The 16,761-nt window shown below is 73.3% G+C and carries 17 protein-coding genes and 1 riboswitch; of the genes, 10 read left to right on the top strand and 7 right to left on the bottom strand.

The annotated features are described in order from the left end of the window. The first annotated feature begins 111 nt into the window (after positions 1 to 111). Positions 112 to 1,320: an acyl-CoA dehydrogenase family protein gene (locus KVS67_RS05320; RefSeq protein ID WP_217564942.1), complete on the top strand. Its 1,209-nt coding sequence runs from the start codon at positions 112 to 114 to the stop codon at positions 1,318 to 1,320. Here the strand turns inward: KVS67_RS05320 and KVS67_RS05315 are convergent. Both KVS67_RS05315 and KVS67_RS05310 read right to left on the bottom strand, forming a co-directional pair. Further along, positions 1,295 to 2,035, bottom strand: a complete 741-nt coding sequence (locus KVS67_RS05315) for a YoaK family protein (RefSeq protein WP_217564928.1) — start codon at positions 2,033 to 2,035, stop codon at positions 1,295 to 1,297. The two genes, KVS67_RS05320 and KVS67_RS05315, sit on opposite strands and share 26 nt — an antisense overlap. Before the next feature lie 82 nt (positions 2,036 to 2,117). Then, a complete protein-coding gene (locus tag KVS67_RS05310) occupies positions 2,118 to 2,489 on the bottom strand; it encodes an ectoine synthase (RefSeq protein WP_217564918.1) in 372 nt (123 codons plus the stop codon). Between the two features lie 201 nt (positions 2,490 to 2,690). Then, positions 2,691 to 2,807, top strand: a riboswitch (glycine riboswitch). Positions 2,808 to 2,968: 161 nt separating this feature from the next. Between KVS67_RS05310 and gcvP the strand changes: the two genes are divergently transcribed. The 3 genes from gcvP to KVS67_RS05295 all read left to right on the top strand — a co-directional run bounded on the left by gcvP (position 2,969) and on the right by KVS67_RS05295 (position 8,035). After that, positions 2,969 to 5,905 (top strand): aminomethyl-transferring glycine dehydrogenase, encoded by a 2,937-nt coding sequence (gcvP, locus tag KVS67_RS05305; RefSeq protein WP_217564900.1) that lies wholly within the window; start codon positions 2,969 to 2,971, stop codon positions 5,903 to 5,905. Between the two features lie 13 nt (positions 5,906 to 5,918). After that, entirely contained in the window at positions 5,919 to 7,085 is a 1,167-nt protein-coding gene (gcvT, locus tag KVS67_RS05300) for a glycine cleavage system aminomethyltransferase GcvT (RefSeq protein ID WP_217564898.1), read from the top strand. Positions 7,086 to 7,201: 116 nt separating this feature from the next. Next, positions 7,202 to 8,035: a thermonuclease family protein gene (locus tag KVS67_RS05295; RefSeq protein ID WP_192594013.1), complete on the top strand. Its 834-nt coding sequence runs from the start codon at positions 7,202 to 7,204 to the stop codon at positions 8,033 to 8,035. Positions 8,036 to 8,046: 11 nt separating this feature from the next. On the opposite strand, the gene KVS67_RS05290 is transcribed toward KVS67_RS05295, so the two are convergent. After that, a complete protein-coding gene (locus tag KVS67_RS05290) occupies positions 8,047 to 8,730 on the bottom strand; it encodes a response regulator transcription factor (protein WP_002856693.1) in 684 nt (227 codons plus the stop codon). Between the two features lie 151 nt (positions 8,731 to 8,881). Between KVS67_RS05290 and KVS67_RS05285 the strand changes: the two genes are divergently transcribed. Next, positions 8,882 to 9,055, top strand: a complete 174-nt coding sequence (locus KVS67_RS05285; protein ID WP_002856694.1) for a hypothetical protein — start codon at positions 8,882 to 8,884, stop codon at positions 9,053 to 9,055. Positions 9,056 to 9,076: 21 nt separating this feature from the next. Beyond that, a complete protein-coding gene (locus KVS67_RS05280) occupies positions 9,077 to 10,336 on the top strand; it encodes a histidine kinase (RefSeq protein ID WP_078025375.1) in 1,260 nt (419 codons plus the stop codon). 250 nt (positions 10,337 to 10,586) lie between these two features. On the opposite strand, the gene KVS67_RS05275 is transcribed toward KVS67_RS05280, so the two are convergent. The 3 genes from KVS67_RS05275 to KVS67_RS05265 form a co-directional block, all read right to left on the bottom strand. Continuing rightward, on the bottom strand, positions 10,587 to 11,072 hold the full coding sequence (locus KVS67_RS05275; RefSeq protein WP_020624818.1) for a hypothetical protein: 486 nt from the start codon (positions 11,070 to 11,072) through the stop codon (positions 10,587 to 10,589). A 90-nt stretch (positions 11,073 to 11,162) separates the two neighbouring features. Then, entirely contained in the window at positions 11,163 to 12,218 is a 1,056-nt protein-coding gene (locus KVS67_RS05270; protein WP_217564896.1) for a hypothetical protein, read from the bottom strand. A gap of 56 nt (positions 12,219 to 12,274) precedes the next feature. Then, positions 12,275 to 13,120 carry a hydroxymethylpyrimidine/phosphomethylpyrimidine kinase gene (locus KVS67_RS05265; protein WP_095695295.1) on the bottom strand — a complete coding sequence of 282 codons (846 nt, stop codon included), beginning with the start codon at positions 13,118 to 13,120 and terminating at the stop codon, positions 12,275 to 12,277. A 131-nt stretch (positions 13,121 to 13,251) separates the two neighbouring features. Between KVS67_RS05265 and KVS67_RS05260 the strand changes: the two genes are divergently transcribed. The 3 genes from KVS67_RS05260 to KVS67_RS05250 all read left to right on the top strand — a co-directional run bounded on the left by KVS67_RS05260 (position 13,252) and on the right by KVS67_RS05250 (position 14,771). Then, positions 13,252 to 13,716 (top strand): DUF4126 domain-containing protein, encoded by a 465-nt coding sequence (locus KVS67_RS05260; RefSeq protein ID WP_095695296.1) that lies wholly within the window; start codon positions 13,252 to 13,254, stop codon positions 13,714 to 13,716. Continuing rightward, positions 13,713 to 14,036, top strand: coding sequence for a putative quinol monooxygenase (locus KVS67_RS05255; protein WP_095695297.1), 324 nt, complete (start codon positions 13,713 to 13,715; stop codon positions 14,034 to 14,036). The genes KVS67_RS05260 and KVS67_RS05255 overlap by 4 nt, the downstream gene beginning before the upstream one ends. Before the next feature lie 99 nt (positions 14,037 to 14,135). Then, complete coding sequence (locus tag KVS67_RS05250) at positions 14,136 to 14,771, top strand: GNAT family N-acetyltransferase (protein WP_217564894.1); 636 nt, start codon at positions 14,136 to 14,138, stop codon at positions 14,769 to 14,771. 10 nt (positions 14,772 to 14,781) lie between these two features. Here the strand turns inward: KVS67_RS05250 and KVS67_RS05245 are convergent, their stop codons facing one another. Next, a complete protein-coding gene (locus tag KVS67_RS05245) occupies positions 14,782 to 15,387 on the bottom strand; it encodes a TetR/AcrR family transcriptional regulator (RefSeq protein WP_041102882.1) in 606 nt (201 codons plus the stop codon). 126 nt (positions 15,388 to 15,513) lie between these two features. Between KVS67_RS05245 and KVS67_RS05240 the strand changes: the two genes are divergently transcribed. Beyond that, positions 15,514 to 16,728, top strand: a complete 1,215-nt coding sequence (locus KVS67_RS05240; protein ID WP_217564892.1) for an acyl-CoA dehydrogenase family protein — start codon at positions 15,514 to 15,516, stop codon at positions 16,726 to 16,728. Positions 16,729 to 16,761 lie beyond the last annotated feature (33 nt).

Genomic DNA, 16,761 nt, shown 5'->3' with positions numbered 1-16,761 from the left:
CGGGGGCCTGTGATCTGGAACACTACTGGCAGACCTGGATAGTTGGAAGTCCTACAGTCGGATTCGCGGTGAAACCGCCCGCCGTCGTCGGACCGCCCCCGAAGGAGAGCCATGACCGCCATCGCCGACCGCCCCGTCCCCGCCTCCGGCGCGCCCGCCGTCACCCCCGGCCTGCCCCACGTGGACCTGCTGCGCCTGCGGGACCGCCTCGAGCCGGCCGAGCGTGACCGGCTCGACGCGATCGAGGACCACCTGCAGACCCGCGTGCGGCCGCACCTGACCCGGTACTGGGACGCCGAGGAGTTCGCGTTCGACCTGCTGCCGGGCCTGGCCGAGCTGGGTCTGGGGCGCCTCGTCCTGGACGGCTCGTCCTCGCTGTTCCAGCAGCTCGTGCACGCGGAGATCGCCCGCGTGGACCTGTCCCTGTCCGCCCTCGTGGGCATCCACAACGAGCTCAACCTCGGCATGATCGCCGGCCTGGGCTCGGAGCGGCAGAAGGCCACGTGGCAGGGGCGCCTCGAATCCTTCGACGCCCTGGGCGCGTTCTGCCTCACGGAGCCGGACCACGGCTCGGACATCGCCGGCGGCCTCGCCACCACCGCCACCCGCGACGGCGACGAGTGGGTCATCCGCGGTGCCAAGCGCTGGATCGGGGCCGGCACGATCGCCGACGTCGCGCTCGTCTGGGCGCGTGACACCGCCGACGGCGAGATCAAGGGCTTCGTGGTGCCCACCGACACCCCCGGCTACGAGGCCACCAAGATCAGCGGGAAGATGGGCCTGCGGATCATGCAGAATGCGGACATCACCCTGGACGTGCGCCTGCCCGCGGACGCGATCCTGCCCGGCGCCACCACCTTCGCCGCCACCCGCACCCTGCTGCGCGACTCGCGCATGTGGGTCGGCTGGCAGGGCGTCGGCGCGCAGATGGGCGTGCTGGACGTGCTGCGCTCCTACGCGCTGCGGCGGGAGCAGTTCGGCCGCCCACTGGCCGCGTTCCAGCTGATCCAGGCCCAGATCGCCGAGGTCGCCGGCAACCTGGCCGCCTCCGCCGGGATGATGCTCCAGGTGGACGCCCTGCGGCAGGAGGGGCGGATGGAGATGATGCACGCGGCGATGGCCAAGGCCACCTCGACCCGGCTGGCCCGGTCCTCGGCGGCGCTCGCCCGCGACGCCCTCGGCGGCAACGGCCTGCTCACGGAGCACGAGATCGCCAAGATCATGGGGGACGTGGAGGCCATCTACTCCTACGAGGGCTCCTACGGCATGAACACCCTGATCGTGGGGCGTGCCCTCACCGGCGTCTCGGCCTTCGTGTGAGCCACGCGTCCCGCAGGTCCTGGATCAGCGGGCGGTGGGCGATGAGCAGCAGCACGCCGGCCACCGGGATGACCACCTCAAAGCCCAGCCAGAGGTAACCGGCCGCGCCCGCCACCCCGCCCAGGAAGAACAGGGCCACGAGCAGCGCCAGCAGTCCCACGCGCCGCGGCTCTCCGACGACGGGGGACGCGGCCGCGGGCGCGTTGCGGTAGAGGATCTTGCCGAGCTCGACGCCGATGTCCGTGACCATGCCCGTCACATGTGTGGTGCGGATCGGCCACGCCCCGATGCGGGTGATCAAGGCGTTCTGCAGGCCCATGGTGAAGCACAGCACGGCCACCACGACGAGCGGCCGGTGCGCATCGCGGACGTGCTCGGCGAGCAGGCCGAACACCAGCATGCCGACGCCCTCGAGCAGGAGGATGTTGGCGTAGCGCGAGCGGAGGCCGTTGACCCGGCCCCAGTTGAACACCAGCGCGCAGACGACCGCGCCCAGGGTGAACATGGCCAGCGCGAGCAGGCCCGTGCCGACCAGACCCGGGGCGTGGAGGACCGCCGCGTCCGCCATGGACGCCACGATCCCCGTCATGTGGGACGTGTACGTGGCCACGGCGACGAAGCCCACGGAGTTGAGGATCCCCGCGATCGCGGTCAGCACCAGCGCCAGGTGGGTGTTGCGGCGCACGGTGCGCTCGGGGGCGCACAGGTTGAGCACCCCGCCGCCCTACGACCGGACGCCGCCGTCGGTGCCGACGCGGGAGGCGCCGTCGTCGACGCCTCCCTCACCGTGCCCGGGCTCAGTAGCTGGAGTAGCCGTCCTCCGACAGGGTGTGCTTCTCGTCGCCGATGATGGCGGGGTTGAACACCGAGATCAGGTGCATGTCCTCGGTGCCGCCGCGCAGGTCGTGCGGCTCGTGGTCCGGCAGGACGTAGATGACACCCGGCGTGATCTCGTGGACGGTGCCGTCCGGCTCCACCACGGAGCCGTTGCCCGCGATGCAGTAACAGGCCTCCTGGTGGTTGCGGTACTGGAGCTTCGAGGACGATCCGGCGCGCACGATCGTGTGGGCGACGGCGAAGCCCATCTCGTCCTTCGCGGTGAGGAGGCGTTCGGAGGTGCCTCCGCCCCACTCGACCTTCTCGACGTCGTTCCGGCTGCGGGTGTACATGGGTGGATCGCTCCCTCGGTCGGCTCCGGGGCGGAGGAACACGCCCGCCCGTCCTCGCCACGGTAGGCACGGGCGCGTGGGGCGGCTCAACCCCTCCCGGGCGCCCGTTTCATCAACGAAAGCCTTCGACACGCCCCGTCCGGCCCCTCCCGGGCGCCCTGTGACGCGGCCTACACGTGTGGGATACTGACGGCACGCCGCATGCCCCGCGCGGGAGAGCGTCGGCGCGCGTCCTGCCCCGGCCGGCCGCGTGAGCAGGCCGCCGAAGGAGCAAACCCTCCCCGGGAATCTCTCAGGCATCCGTACCGCGTGGGGTCAGGCGCTCTGGAAAGCGTCTCACTCCGCCGCGCCCGCGTCCGGACCGAGACCACCGACGGTGCAAGCCGCCCACCCGGGCGTCGGAAACTCTCAGGTCCATGACAGAGCGGGGAGGAGCAGACCCACGCCGTGACCACGGCAGGATCCCCCGGAGGTACCCCGTGACCAGCCCCCAGACCACCGAGAGCACGACCGCGCTGCCCCACGAGCGCGTCGAGCCCAAGGACACCGCCTCGGCCCCCTTCGTGGCCCGCCACATCGGCCCGCGCCCCGCGGACGTCGAGCACATGCTGCAGACCCTGGGCTACGACTCGCTCGAGGCCCTCGTGGACACCGCCGTCCCCGCCGGCATCCGCCAGCCGAAGCCCCTCGTGCTGCCCGCCCCGCTGACCGAGTCCGCGGTCCTGGAGCAGCTGCGCGAGATCGCCGGCCGCAACGTCATGAAGACCCAGATGATCGGGCAGGGCTTCTCGGACACCGTCACCCCGGGCGTCATCCTCCGCAAGGTGCTGGAGAACCCGGCCTGGTACACGGCCTACACGCCGTACCAGCCGGAGATCTCCCAGGGCCGCCTCGAGGCTCTCCTGAACTACCAGACGATGGTCCAGGACCTCACCGGCCTGGACATCGCCAACGCCTCCCTGCTGGACGAGGCCTCCGCCGCCGCCGAGGCCGTGCTCCTCATGCACCGCGCCAACCGTCGCAGGACCGACGGCGTCACCCTCCTCGACGCGGACCTCTTCCCGCAGACCCTCTCCGTGGTGCGCCTGCGCGCCGAGGCCGTGGGCATCGACGTGCGCGTGGCCGACCTCTCCGCAGGCATCCCGGAGGACGTCCGCGCCGAGGTCGAGGAGAAGGGCCTGTGCGGCGTCGTGCTGCAGCAGCCCGGCGACTCCGGCCGCATCCACGACCACGCCGCCGTCATCGCGCAGGCCAAGGAGGCCGGCGCCCTCGTGACCGTCGCGGCGGACATCCTCTCCCTCGCCCTGATCACCCCGCCCGGGGAGCAGGGCGCGGACATCGCCGTCGGCTCCACGCAGCGCTTCGGCGTGCCCCTGTTCTTCGGCGGCCCCCACGCCGCCTACATGGCCGTGAAGGACGGCCTGCAGCGCAGCATGCCGGGCCGCCTCGTGGGCGTCTCCCACGACGACGCCGGCAAGCCCGCCTACCGCCTCGCCCTCCAGACGCGCGAACAGCACATCCGGCGCGAGAAGGCCACCTCCAACATCTGCACCGCCCAGGCGCTGCTGGCGATCGTCGCCTCGATGTACGCCGTCTACCACGGCCCCCAGGGCATCGCCCGCATCGCGCGCCACGCCCACGCCCAGGCCGTCCGCCTGGCGGAGGCGCTGCGGGCCGGCGGCGTCGAGGTCGCCGAGGAGCACTTCTTCGACACGATCACCGTCCGCATGCCCGGCCGGGCCGAGCAGGTCCTGCAGGCCGCCGAGGAGAACGGCGTGAACCTGCGCCTGGTGGACGCGGACACCCTGCGGATCGCGGCCGATGAGACCACCGTCGACGCCGACCTCGTGGCCGTCCTGACGGCGTTCGGCCTGGACGCGGGCTCCCTGCCGGCCTCCGCGCACGAGGGCGCCGTGGCCACCCCGGCCGTTCCGGAGGCGCTGCGCCGCTCCTCCGCGTTCATGACGCACCCGGTGTTCAACACCCACCACTCGGAGACGAAGATGCTGCGCTACCTGCGCCGCCTCTCCGGCTACGACCTGGCGCTGGACCGCACCATGATCCCGCTGGGCTCATGCACCATGAAGCTCAACGCCACCGCGGAGATGGAGGCCATCTCCTGGCCCGAGTTCTGCTCCATCCACCCGTTCGCGCCCGACCACCAGACCGAGGGCTGGCGGTTCCTGATCGCGGACCTCGAGGCCAAGCTCGCCGAGATCACCGGCTACGCGGGCGTCTCGGTGGCCCCGAACGCCGGCTCGCAGGGCGAGTTCGCGGGCCTGTGGGCCATCCGCCAGTACCACCTGGCCCGCGGTGAGGGTGAGCGGGACATCTGCCTGATCCCGGCCTCCGCCCACGGCACCAACGCGGCCTCGGCCGTGCTGGCGGGGCTGAAGGTGGTCGTCGTCGCCACCGCCGACGACGGCACGATCGACGCCGCCGACCTGGACGCCAAGATCGCGGCCAACGAGGGCCGCATCGCGGCCATCATGATCACCTACCCCTCCACGCACGGCGTGTACGACGCCGACGTCAAGGAGGTCTGCGCCACGGTGCACGCCGCGGGAGGCCAGGTGTACATCGACGGCGCCAACCTCAACGCGCTCGTGGGCCTGGCCCAGCCGGGCGAGTTCGGCGGAGACGTCTCCCACCTGAACCTGCACAAGACGTTCTGCATCCCGCACGGCGGCGGGGGCCCGGGCGTGGGCCCCGTGGCGGTGGGCGAGCACCTGGTGCCGTACCTGCCCTCCCGCGAGGCCCTGATGACCGCGGCCCCGCACGGCTCGGCCGGCGTGCTGCCCATCTCCTGGGCCTACATCCACCTGATGGGCGCCGAGGGCCTGCGCTCCGCCACCGCGCACGCGCTGCTGGGCGCCAACTACATCTCCCGCCGCCTCGCGCCCCTCTACCCGACGCTGTACACGGGCAACGACGGCCTCGTGGCGCACGAGTGCATCCTCGACCTGCGCGAGCTCACGGCCCGCACGGGCGTGACCGCCGAGGACGTGTGCAAGCGCCTCATCGACTACGGGTTCCACGCCCCCACCCTGGCGTTCCCCGTGGCCGGCACGCTCATGGTGGAGCCCACCGAGTCCGAGGACCTCGAGGAGATCGAGCGGTTCATCGAGGCCATGGAGGCCATCCACGCCGAGATCACCGCCGTCACCCCGGAGACCGTGGCGGACTCCGTCCTGCGCCGCGCCCCGCACACCCTCAACGTCCTGATGGCCGACGAGTGGGATCGCCCCTACTCGCGCGCCCAGGCGGGCACGCCGGTGCCGAGCCTGCGTCTGGACAAGTACCTGCCGCCGGTGGGCCGCATCGACGGCGCCTACGGCGATCGCAACCTCGTGTGCTCGTGCCCGCCGCCCGAGGCGTTCGAGGACGCCGTGGCCGACACCGCCGACGAGGACTGAGAGGATCACCCCCATGAGCGATTCGACGCGCAACTCCCCGCTGCACCCGGTCCACGAGGCCGCGGGCGCCACGTTCACGGACTTCGGCGGCTGGAACATGCCCCTGAAGTACGGCTCCGAGCTGGCCGAGCACAAGGCCGTCCGCACCTCCGCCGGCCTGTTCGACCTCTCCCACATGGGCGAGGTCCGGGTCACCGGCCTGGAGGCCGGGGCCATGCTGGACCACGCCCTCTCGAGCGTGCTCTCCACCCTGAAGCCCGGCCGCGCCAAGTACGCCCTGTGCCTGACGGACGCCGGCACCGTCCTGGACGACACGATCGTCTACCGGATGGACGACGGCGAGGCCGGCTCCGAGCCCGACTACCTGGTGGTGCCCAACGCGGGCAACATCGCCGCGGTCCACACCGCCCTGAACCAGCGGGCGTCGGGCTGGGACGCCGCCGTCGAGGACGAGTCCTCGACCACCGCCCTCGTGGCCGTGCAGGGCCCGCAGGCCGAGACGATCCTCGCCCGGGCCATGCCGGAGGCCGCGGCGCAGCTGGCCGAGCTGAAGTACTACGGCCACCTGACCCTGACCGTGCCCACGGACGCCGGCGACGTCACCGCCGTCGTCGCCCGCACCGGCTACACCGGTGAGGACGGCTTCGAGCTGTTCCTGCCCGCCGCCTCCACCGCCGAGGCCGGCGACCGCGGCTCCGCCGTGTGGCACACGATGCTCTCGGCCGCGGACGAGGCGGGCGTGGAGCTGACGCTGTGCGGGCTCGCCGCGCGGGACTCGCTGCGCCTCGAGGCGGGCATGCCGCTCTACGGCAACGAGCTGGACACCGGGCACCAGCCGCACGCCTCCGGCGTCGGCTTCGCGGTGCCCGCGAGCAAGGAGGCCGACTTCGTCGGCCGGTCCGCGCTGGTCGGCAAGGACGACGTCGAGGAGGTCGTCGTGGGGCTGCAGGGTGCGGGTCGGCGGGCCGCCCGGCACGGCTACGCCGTGCTGGACGAGTCCGGGGAGCGGGTGGGCGAGGTGACCTCGGGCGCCCCCAGCCCGACCCTCGGACACCCCATCGCCCTGGCCCGCGTCCGCCGCGACGTGGCCGCCGAGGGCACGTCCCTGCAGGTGGACCTGCGCGGCCGCGGTGAGCCGTTCACCGTGGTGGCCACCCCGTTCTACCGCCGGGAGCGCTGAGCCCGACGCAGCCGTCCCTCGGCCCACCGCTCGGCGGTCCCGGGGCCCTTCGCTAGACTCGGGCTCCGGGCCGTCGTCGCGGCCCCCGTCCCGCCGTCCACCTGCAGGAAGTCCGCATGACTCACGTCGCCGCCCGTGCCCGGGTCCCCCTGAAGGGGCTGCTGGTCTTCCTCGTCGTCGCCGCTGTGCTGCTCCTGCTGGGCATCGCCACCGTCCTCCGCGGCGTGGCCGCCGACGCCGCCCGCGTGGACATCGTCTCCGTGCTGGACGGCAACACCGTGGTGGTGAACCAGGGCGGCACCGAGCGGACCGTGGTCCTCGCCGGCGTCACGAGCGCGGGCCGCAACCCCGAGGGCCTCAAGGTCGGCCCCGACCTCTGCATGGGGGAGGAGTCCTACGCCTGGCTGCGTGATCGGCTGCCGCAGGGGGCGACCGCGAGCATGACCACCTCGGACGAGGGCGCGCCCGAGGGGATGGAGAGCGCGGTCATCTCGATCGGCGGCGGCACCGTCAACGTGGCCATGGCGGAGGCCGGCATGGGCGCCCCCACGGAGGTCGCCGTCAGCGAGCGCTTGGCGGAGGAGATTGCGCAGGCCAATCAGGAGGCCGTGGGCCGTGGCGTGGGGCTCTACGACATCGAGGAGCCCTGCACGTACCAGAACCTGCTCTACGAGGCCCAGTTCGCCCTGGAGCAGATCCCGGAGGACGCGGAGGCGTCCCTGACGAAGATCGACGAGCGATCGGTGGAGTACGCGGCCGGCCTGGACCAGGTGCGCCTGGTGCAGCAGGAGGTCCGGGCCCTCGACCCGGAGAACGGCACGTTCGCCGACCTCGCCTACGGCCCGGCCAAGGACTCGCTCCTGGCCGAGGCGGACCCGGTGGTGGAGCACGGGATGCAGGTCCTGAAGGACCTCAACACGCGGCGCAACGAGATCGCGGCCCGCGGCTGACCTCGCCGCGCTCAGTCCAGGGCGAGGGTGACGAGCCCGAGCTGGGCCGCCCGGATGATCAGCTGGACGCGGTCGCGGACCTCCAGCTTGGCCATGATCCGCGTGAGGTTGGCCTTGACCGTGGACTCGGAGACGAAGAGGTTGGCGGCGATCTCCGGGTTCGACTGGCCCCGGGCCAGCAGCCGCAGCACGCCCAGCTCCCGCTCGGTGAGGTCGGAGCCGTCGGGGCTGCCGGGCTGCACCGAGGTGGGGCCCACCGTCGGCCGGTCCCGCTCGATCGAGGCGAGCAGCTTGGTCGCCACGGCGGGGGAGAGCACGGACTCGCCGCGATGGACGGCCTGGATGGCGCCCAGGATGGCCGGCGGCTCCGCGTCCTTGAGGAGGTAGCCGCCCGCTCCGGCGCGCAGGGCCGGCACGAGGTAGTCCTCGGACGTGAACGTGGTGATCGCCAGGACCCGGATCGCGGGGTGGGTGTCCTTGATCCGGCGTGTGGCCTCCACCCCGTCCATCAGGGGCATCTGCATGTCCATCAGGACCACGTCCGGCTCGATGGCGGCGCACGCCTCCACGGCTTCGACGCCGTTGGCGACCACGCCCACGCAGGTCATGCCGGGGGCAGAGTCGACGAGCACGCGGAGCGCGCCGCTCATGAGCGGCTGGTCGTCGGCGATCAGGATGCGCAGCTCTTCGGACACGCAGGTCAGCGTAACCGGTGCTGTGGCGCATGCCACCTTGTCGGCGTCGGGGCGAGGCCGGGGTGCCCGCCGGCCGTCATCTGCGCCATGCCGCGGCGCGGCCTGTGCGCGGCGTGCACCATTTGTGACGGGCATCATACATACTGGGGCCATGAAGACTCGCGCTCTCCTCGCTTCCGCTCTCCTGCTCGCCTCCACCCTCGTCGGCGCTCCGGCCGCCGCCGCCTCGGCGGCCTCGGCCGAGGACGACGTCGTCACGACCCTGGGCCTCGGCAAAGGCACTGCGGAGTGGACGTGCCGCCACTTCGGCATCTGGTGCGACTGACCCCGGGGCGGTCCGCCCCCGATGCCTGATTCGAGCCCATCGACCCCCTCCGTCCGGAGCGGCGCGCCCTCCCGGGCGCGCCGCTCTTCGGCGTGGCGTCAGGCGCGCAGCCTGCGGTGGCGCGCGTTCTGGGCCGCGGCGCCGCTGAGCCGCGTCTATCTCGCCTTCGGGTCGGCGTTCCTGCTCGCCTCGACCGCGTCCGACATCGGTCTGTTCGGCCCGGGCCACGGCGCCATCCCGGTCCTGGACGGGATCGCCATCGCGTCGGCGACCAGCGCCTTCCTCGCCCAGTGGTGGCGCAGCACGGTGGGCTTCGCCCTGCTCCTGCCCGGGGCCGTCGCGACCGTCGTCGGCGGTTCCGAGGTGCTCTTCGCCGTCGTCGCGCCCGTGGTCCTCGGGGCCGTCGCGGCGACCGCCCGTTCCTGGGGGTTCGTCGTCACGGCCGCCGTCCTGGCACTGACCTGGGGCGTCGCCCAGCCGTTCGCGGTGGGTCAGTCGAACGCGACGTGGTTCATCCTGCTGCTCATGTCCATGGGCCTCGGCGGCGGGCTCTTCATCCGCGAGAGCTTGGCCCGGCGGGAGCGGGATCGCCGCCGGGTGTTCGAGGCGGAGGAGCGGGCCCGGCTGGCCGCCGAGGCCGAGCGTCGCTCCCTGGCCCGCGACCTGCACGACGTGGTCGCGCACAACCTCACGATCATCTCGATGCAGGCTCGGACGGCACGCTACCTCGGCGCCCCGGAGGCGGCTCAGGGCGTGCTGGACGTGGTGGGGGACTCCGCGAAGGACGCGCTGCGGGACCTGCGGCGCATGCTCTCCATCCTCCAGGAGGACGGGATCGTGGACCCGAGCGGTGAGCCGGGCGCCGCGGGGGGCGCGGACGGGGCGACGTCCGCGGATCCGGTGCTGTCCGTGGCCCAACTGGCCGAGGAGCTGCGCAGTCTCGGAATGACGGTGGAGACGGACGTCCGCTGCGACCAGAACGCGATGCCGATCTCCGTGCGCTCCACCCTGCACCGGGTGCTCCAGGAGGCCACCACGAACGTCGCCAAGCACGCCGGCGAGGGCGCGCGCGTGTGCATCGAACTCCGCGACGCGGGGCCGGACGTGGTGCTCGAGGTGGAGAACACCGTCACCGAGCGGTCCGGCCCGCCGCAGTGGAACTCCTCCGGTGTGGGCCTGAACTCCATGCGGGATCGCGTGGCCACCTTCGGCGGCACGATCGAGGCCGGGCCGGGGGGCTGGGGGTGGCGGGTGCGCGCGGTGCTCCCCAGGTCCGTCTGACGAGGCCGACGCCGTCGCAGCGGCGGACCAGACCCATGTGACCTGCATCACATCAGGGCCCGAAAGTCTGCACCTTCCGCCACTGTCGGGGGCGCCGTCGTCCCTCCTAGAGTGGGTCATGCCCCATTGAGACGGTGCACAGTGCGAATCACGAGCCGGGATACATGCCTGAGGGGATGCGGGCCCCGGACGCGGTTCCGAGAAGGACGATGGCCATCCGGCCATCGTCCTTTCTCGTTGTCGGGCGTGCTCAGGCCGGCTCGGCGGGCGAGGGCTCCGGGGTGACCGTGCGGACGAGGGGACGGGCCGCCGTCCGGCCCAGGGCCATGAGCACGGCGGCCGGGAAGCCGATCACCGGGATGAGCATCGGCAGGATGCCCGCCGCGCCCTGCGTGAGCACCACCAGGCCGTAGAGCATGCCGATCAGCGCGTACGCCAGCACGTGGACCCACTGGTTGAGCACGTGCCGGAACGCCCAGTTCACGAGCAGGCACAGCGGCAGCCCCACCACCAGCCCGGCGACCCCGACCACCGTCAGCAGCGGTGTCAGGCTGCCGAAGGCCTGCAGGCCCGGGACCACGGCCAGGATCGCCACCACGGCGGCCATCACGAGGTTGGGCAGCAGCCAGGCCACGAGGAACCCGTTCAGTCCCATGCGCAGCTGCGGGCGGGGGCCGGAACGGGCCGCGCGGCGACGGGCACGGGCGGCGGACGCGACCGGGGCGGGGGTGGTCATGGCGGGAACTCTCCGGGAGGGGGATCGACGACGTCGGGCGGGTCCCCACTGTAGTGGGCCGGGCTGGACGGGCCCCGGGAGAGTCCCCGGTCAGGCGCGCCGGTCGCCGTCCACGTGGAAGGTCAGGTCCTCGACGCCGGGGAAGGACTCGATCTCCTGGAACGCGTCCCAGGCGTCGCTGTCCGCCTCGGCGTCCGCGGGCAGGGTCACCGTCAGGGCGCCGATCTCCCCGTCGATCACCTGCAGACGCAGCTCGAGCTCGTGTCCTCCGGCGGAGCCGGAGGCGAAGCGGCCGCGGACGGGCCAGACGCAGTCGTTCGGCACCGCGCGCCGGACGTCATCGTCGGTCTGGACGACGAGCGGCACCCAGTCCGGGACCTCGCCGGCTTCACGGATGGCCTCGGCCACCGAGGTGACGGTGCGCGCGTGCGGCAGCTGGGAGCGCAGCGCCTCAGCCCCGGGCAGGTCCCGGCCCTCGGCCAGCGCCGGGTCGAGCAGGGTCTCGAGCAGCACGCGCACCTCCACCGGCAGCTCGGCGGTGGCCTCGGGCTCGACCTCGTCGACCGTGTCCTCGTCCAGGCCGGCGGGGCCGGTGACGGCGAGTTCGACGGCGTCGCGGCGGGTCCGGCGGGCGTCCTCGTTGGCCAGCAGCATCGCCAGGGAGGCCGCTGCGGCCAGCGCGACGCGCGGGGCGGGGACGCCGACCCGCTGGAGCCCGCGCACCACGGCGCCGTCGACCCTGTCGTTCAGGCCGGTGGCACGCAGCGCGACCGCCGCGACCGCGCCGCCGACGGCCAGCCCGCCGAGCCCGCGCAGGGCACGCGCGGCGGGGGAGGGGGCCACCTCGCCGTCGGCGATCGCGGCGGTGTGGAGGGCGCTGGCGGTCTCGGCCGCGAGGAACGTGCCGCTGACGGCGGCCTCGAGCTCTGCGAGGGCCCGACGCTTGCACCCCCGGCGGGCGTGCGGATCCAGCAGGGTGAGCCCGCCGACCGCGGCCGCCGCCGCCAGCCCGTAGAGCCGGCCGCCCGGGGCGAGGGCGCGCTGGCGCAACGCGGGGAAGACGGCCTCCGCGCCCTCGAGGGGAACGGACGACGCCGAGTGGTGGACCTCGCCGGGGACGGACGGGGCGGGGGAGGGGAGCTTCATGCCCCCAGTGTGGCGCACCGCCCGGCTCAGGACGAGTCAGCGGCCCACGTGCGCGCTCAGGCGGAGCGCAGGCCGCCCTGCCACAGGGCGGCGAACGGCGTGCGGCCCTCCACCGCCTGCGCGATGCCGGCTCGCACGAACTCCTTGGCGCGGCGCGCGGCCTCGAGCGTGGTGGCACCCTTGGCCAACTCGGCGGTGACGGCGGCGGCGAGCGAGCAGCCCGCACCGGAGACGCCGGACTGGCCGATCTTCGGGGCGGAGAGCACCTCCACGGTGTCCCCGTCCACGAACACGTCCACGGCGTCCGGGCCGGGCAGGTGCATCCCGCCCTTGGCCAGGACGGCCGCGCCGGAGATCTCGTGGATGCGCCGAGCGGCCGCCGTCAGGTCCTCGACCGAGCGCACGGTCATGCCGGAGAGCTGCTCCGTCTCGAAGTGGTTCGGGGTGGTGAAGGTGGCCAGCGGCAGCAGCTCGGCCTTGAGCGCCTGGTCCGTGTCCAGGGCGTGGCCCGGCTCCTGGCCCTTGCAGATGAGCACGGGGTCCAGGACCACGTGGTCCCACTCGGCGCGGCGCAGGGCCGCGGCCGAGGTGCGGATGACCTCCGGGGAGCCCTGCATGCCCAGCTTCACGGTGCGCAGCCGCTCCGGGTAGTCGCCCTGGATGGCGTCGAGCTGCTGCTGGAGGATCTCGGTGGGCACGGGGAAGAAGCGGTGGTTCCAGTCGTCCTCCGGGTCGAAGGAGACGATGCAGGTCAGCGCCACGATGCCGAAGACGCCGAGTTCCTGGAACGTCTTGAGGTCGGCCTGGGCGCCGGCGCCGCCGGTGGCCTCGGACCCGGCGATGGTCAGGGCGAGCGCGGGGGCGGAGGCGGAGTGCTGGGGGGAGTGAGCGGTCTGGAGCATGCGCCCATGGTAGGACCGACCCCGGACGGGAAGCGCCCGACGGCCGGCGGTGTTCACCGGGGAACGAGGGTCCTCGGACCCGGAGCGTCCGCCCGGGCGCCCCGAGCGACCCGCGAAGGACGGGGACGGACGTGCTCGAGTTCCTCACCGGCACGGGCCTGGCCACCTCGGCCGGGCTCAACGCCTACATCCCCCTGCTCGCCCTGGGTCTGCTGGACCGGTTCACGGGGCTCGTCGACCTGCCCGCGGGCTGGACGTGGCTCGCCGCCGACGCCTCCCTCTGGATCCTCGGCGTCCTGCTCGCGCTCGAGCTCGTCGCGGACAAGATCCCCGGGGTGGACGCGGTCAACGACGTCGTCCAGACGGTCGTGGGAGCCGACACGGTCACGGTGGGGGCCGCCGCGCCCGTGCTCTCGGCGGCCGAGGACGTCTCGGCGGCCGGCCTCGTCGCGGCCGCGCTGTTCCTGCCGGTGCTGGTCGCCGTGCTGGTGGTCGCCGTCGTCGTGGGCCTGTGGCTGCTGGCCCGGCGGTTCCGCGCCCGGCGGACGCGAGGCCGTGCCGGGGCCGCCGCGGGTGGGCCAGAATGGACGGCATGATCCTCATCAACCTGAAGTTCACCGTCCAGCCCGAGCGTGCCGGCGAGTGGATGGACGCCGTCGCGAAGTACACCGCGGACGTGCGCTCTGAGCCCGGCAACCTGTTCTTCGAGTGGTACCGCCCGGTGGAGGGTGGCCCGAACGAGTTCTTCCTGCTCGAGGGGTTCACGGACGAGGGTGCGCAGGCCCACGTCGCGTCCCCGCACTTCCAGGAGGGCCTGGACGCGATGCGCCCGCTGCTGGCGAGCACGCCCCAGATCATCTCCGAGCAGGTCGGTGCGGAGGGCTTCGGCCCGATGGGCGAGCTGCAGATCGACTGAGCCCGCCCCCGGCCAGAGGAGGCGACGGCGCCCGCGTCGCGAGCGTGACGCAGGGCGCCGTCTCTGTATCCGGGGTCACACCCTGGCTACGGTGAGCGCATGAGCGGCGAGCAGAACAGCACCCAGACCCCCGGCCACCGCGCCGCCCACGTCCCTGCCGGCCAGGATCTCGGCCACCGCTGGTCCACCCGCGAGGCCGATCACGACGATCCGGCCGACCGCCGCACCGTCCGCCAGATCGCCGAGCTCGCCTTCGCGTCCACGGCCGAGGCCGACCTCGTCGAGGCGCTCGCCGGCGGCGCGGAGGGCTGGCTGCCCCAGTACTCCCTCGTGGCCATGACGGCCGCGATCCCCGGCACGGACCTGCAGTCGGACCCGATGGGCTACGGCACCCTGGTCCGGGCCCACATCGACGACGCCGAAGTACTCGCCCTCGCCCCGCACGGCGTCCTGCCCGAGCATCAGGGCGAGGGCGCCGGCACCGCGCTCGTCAACGCCCTGCTGCAGAAGGCACAGGCCGACGGTGAGGAGGTCGTGGTGGTCTACGGCTGGCCCGAGTACTACACGAAGTTCGGCTTCCACCGGGCCTCCGAGCACGGCGTGCACGCGGCCTTCGCCCGGCAGCCCGAGGCGCTGCAGGTCCTCACGCTCCAGGACGGGGCCGAGGTGCCGGCCGGCGAGTTCCGCTACCCGCCCGCGTTCGGGGCGGAGAACGCGCAGGTCGCCGGCCGCTGAGAGCCCGGTCTCAGCCCAGGAGTCGGCGCACGGCGGCGAGCGTTCGTTCGACCTCGGCCGGCTCGGCCGTGAGCCGCGCGATGACCTCCGCGAGGTCCGCGCGCAGGCCGGCCTCGGCGTCGTCGGCCGGGGCGTGGAGCCACGCCCGCAGGGCGCGGTTGTGGACGGCCACCACGGCCGCCGCCAGCCCGACGGCGACCCCGCCGCGCGCGGGCGTGTCCGGTAGGGCCGAGGCGAGCCAGCCGGAGAACAGCTCCGTGTAGCGGTGCGAGGTGAGCAGCTCGCGCGTGCGCAGCGACTGGGAGCCGCGCAGCAGGCGGGAGCGCGCCCGGGCCCGGTCCGGATCGGCGGTGTGATGCCGGAAGACCTGGAAGACCGCCTCCTCCAGGGCCTCCCGCACGCCGAGGGAGGTGCCGCGCAGGAAGTCGTCCAGGCGGGCGAGCAGCGCCGCGTGGTCGGCGAAGACCACCTCCTCCTTCCCCCCGAGGTGACGGAAGAAGCTGGCCCGGCTCATGCCGGCCTCGCGGGCGAGCTGGTCGGCGGTGACGGCGTCGTAGCCCTCGCGGTCCAGCAGGTGGATCAGGGCGGTGAGGGTGTCCTCGGCGGGCGTCGTCATGCGGGCCATGGTGCCACGGGCGCGGAGAGGAGGTGAGACTGCGTCTGATTCTGTGAGATGGCGTGTCAGTCGGTGTAGGGTGATGGCGGACACACCCATCTCTCCGACCCCGCCCGGGAGGCCACCATGACCGAGACCCTGCCCACTGTCGAGCCCGAGTACGACGTCGCCACGCCGCTGGACACCGACTTCTACCTCGCACTCACGGACGTGTCCGACGCCGAGAAGGACGTGTGGCGTCGGGCCCGCGCCTTCGCACTCGAGCCGGACGTGCTGCCCCGGATCCGGGAGGCGTGGGACCGCCACGAGTACCCGCTGGACCTCGTGGCCCGCCTGGGGCAGGCCGACCTGCTGCGCGACGGCGTCCCCGTGGACGGGCTGCCCGACGTCTCCCGCGTTGCAGCGGGCCTGGCCACGATGGAGCTCTCGCGCCTGGACGGCTCGATCGCCACGATGACGGGCGTGCAGGGCGGTCTGGCCATGCGCTCGATCCAGCTGTGCGGCAGCGAGGAGCAGCGTGCCGAGCACCTGCCGGCCATGGCGCGCGGCGAGCTCTACGGCGCCTTCGCGCTCACGGAGCCGACCCACGGCTCCGACTCCGTCTCGCTGGAGACCCGCGCCGAGCGCGTCGACGGCGGCTGGCGGCTGCACGGGCACAAGAAGTGGATCGGCAACGGGGCCGCCGGCGGCGTGACCGTGGTGTGGGCGCGCAGCGCCGAGGACGAGAAGGTCCGCGGGTTCATCGTGCGCCAGGAGTCCGAGGGCTACACGGCCGAGGTCATCAAGGGCAAGGTCGCGCTGCGGGCCATCGACCAGGCCCACATCACCCTCGACGGCGTGTTCGTGCCCGACGCCGACGTCCTGCCCGAGGCCCGCTCCTTCAAGGACACCTCCCGCGTCCTCTTCGCCACGCGCGTGGGCGTGGCGTGGTCCGCCCTCGGGAAGGCCGTGGGCTGCTACGAGGCGGCGGTGCAGTACGCGGGGCAGCGCGTCCAGTTCGGCCGGCCGCTGGCCGCCGCCCAGAGCGTGCAGACCCGTCTGGCCGAGATGCTCTCCCAGCTCACCCAGGTGCAGCTGCTCGTGCTGCGCGCGACCCGGCTCGAGGACGAGGGCCGGCTCACCGGGCCGATGGCGTCCATGGCCAAGTACTCGGCGACGCGCGCCGCGCGGTCCATCGCCGCGAACGCGCGCGACCTGCTCGGTGGCAACGGCATCCTCATCCAGAACGAGGTGGCCCGCCACTTCGCGGACATCGAGGCGATCCACACCTACGAGGGCACCGAGACCGTGCAGGGGCTGATCATCGGCCGCGAGATCACGGGGGTCGGCGCGTTCGTGTGAGATGACGCGAGCGGGGGCGGCGGCGTGAGCCAG

The organism is Micrococcus sp. GbtcB5 (genome assembly GCF_019091605.1).
Taxonomy (GTDB): domain Bacteria; phylum Actinomycetota; class Actinomycetes; order Actinomycetales; family Micrococcaceae; genus Micrococcus; species Micrococcus luteus.
Note: the sequence above shows the minus strand (reverse complement) of the source record. Positions and strands in the feature narration are given on the sequence as shown.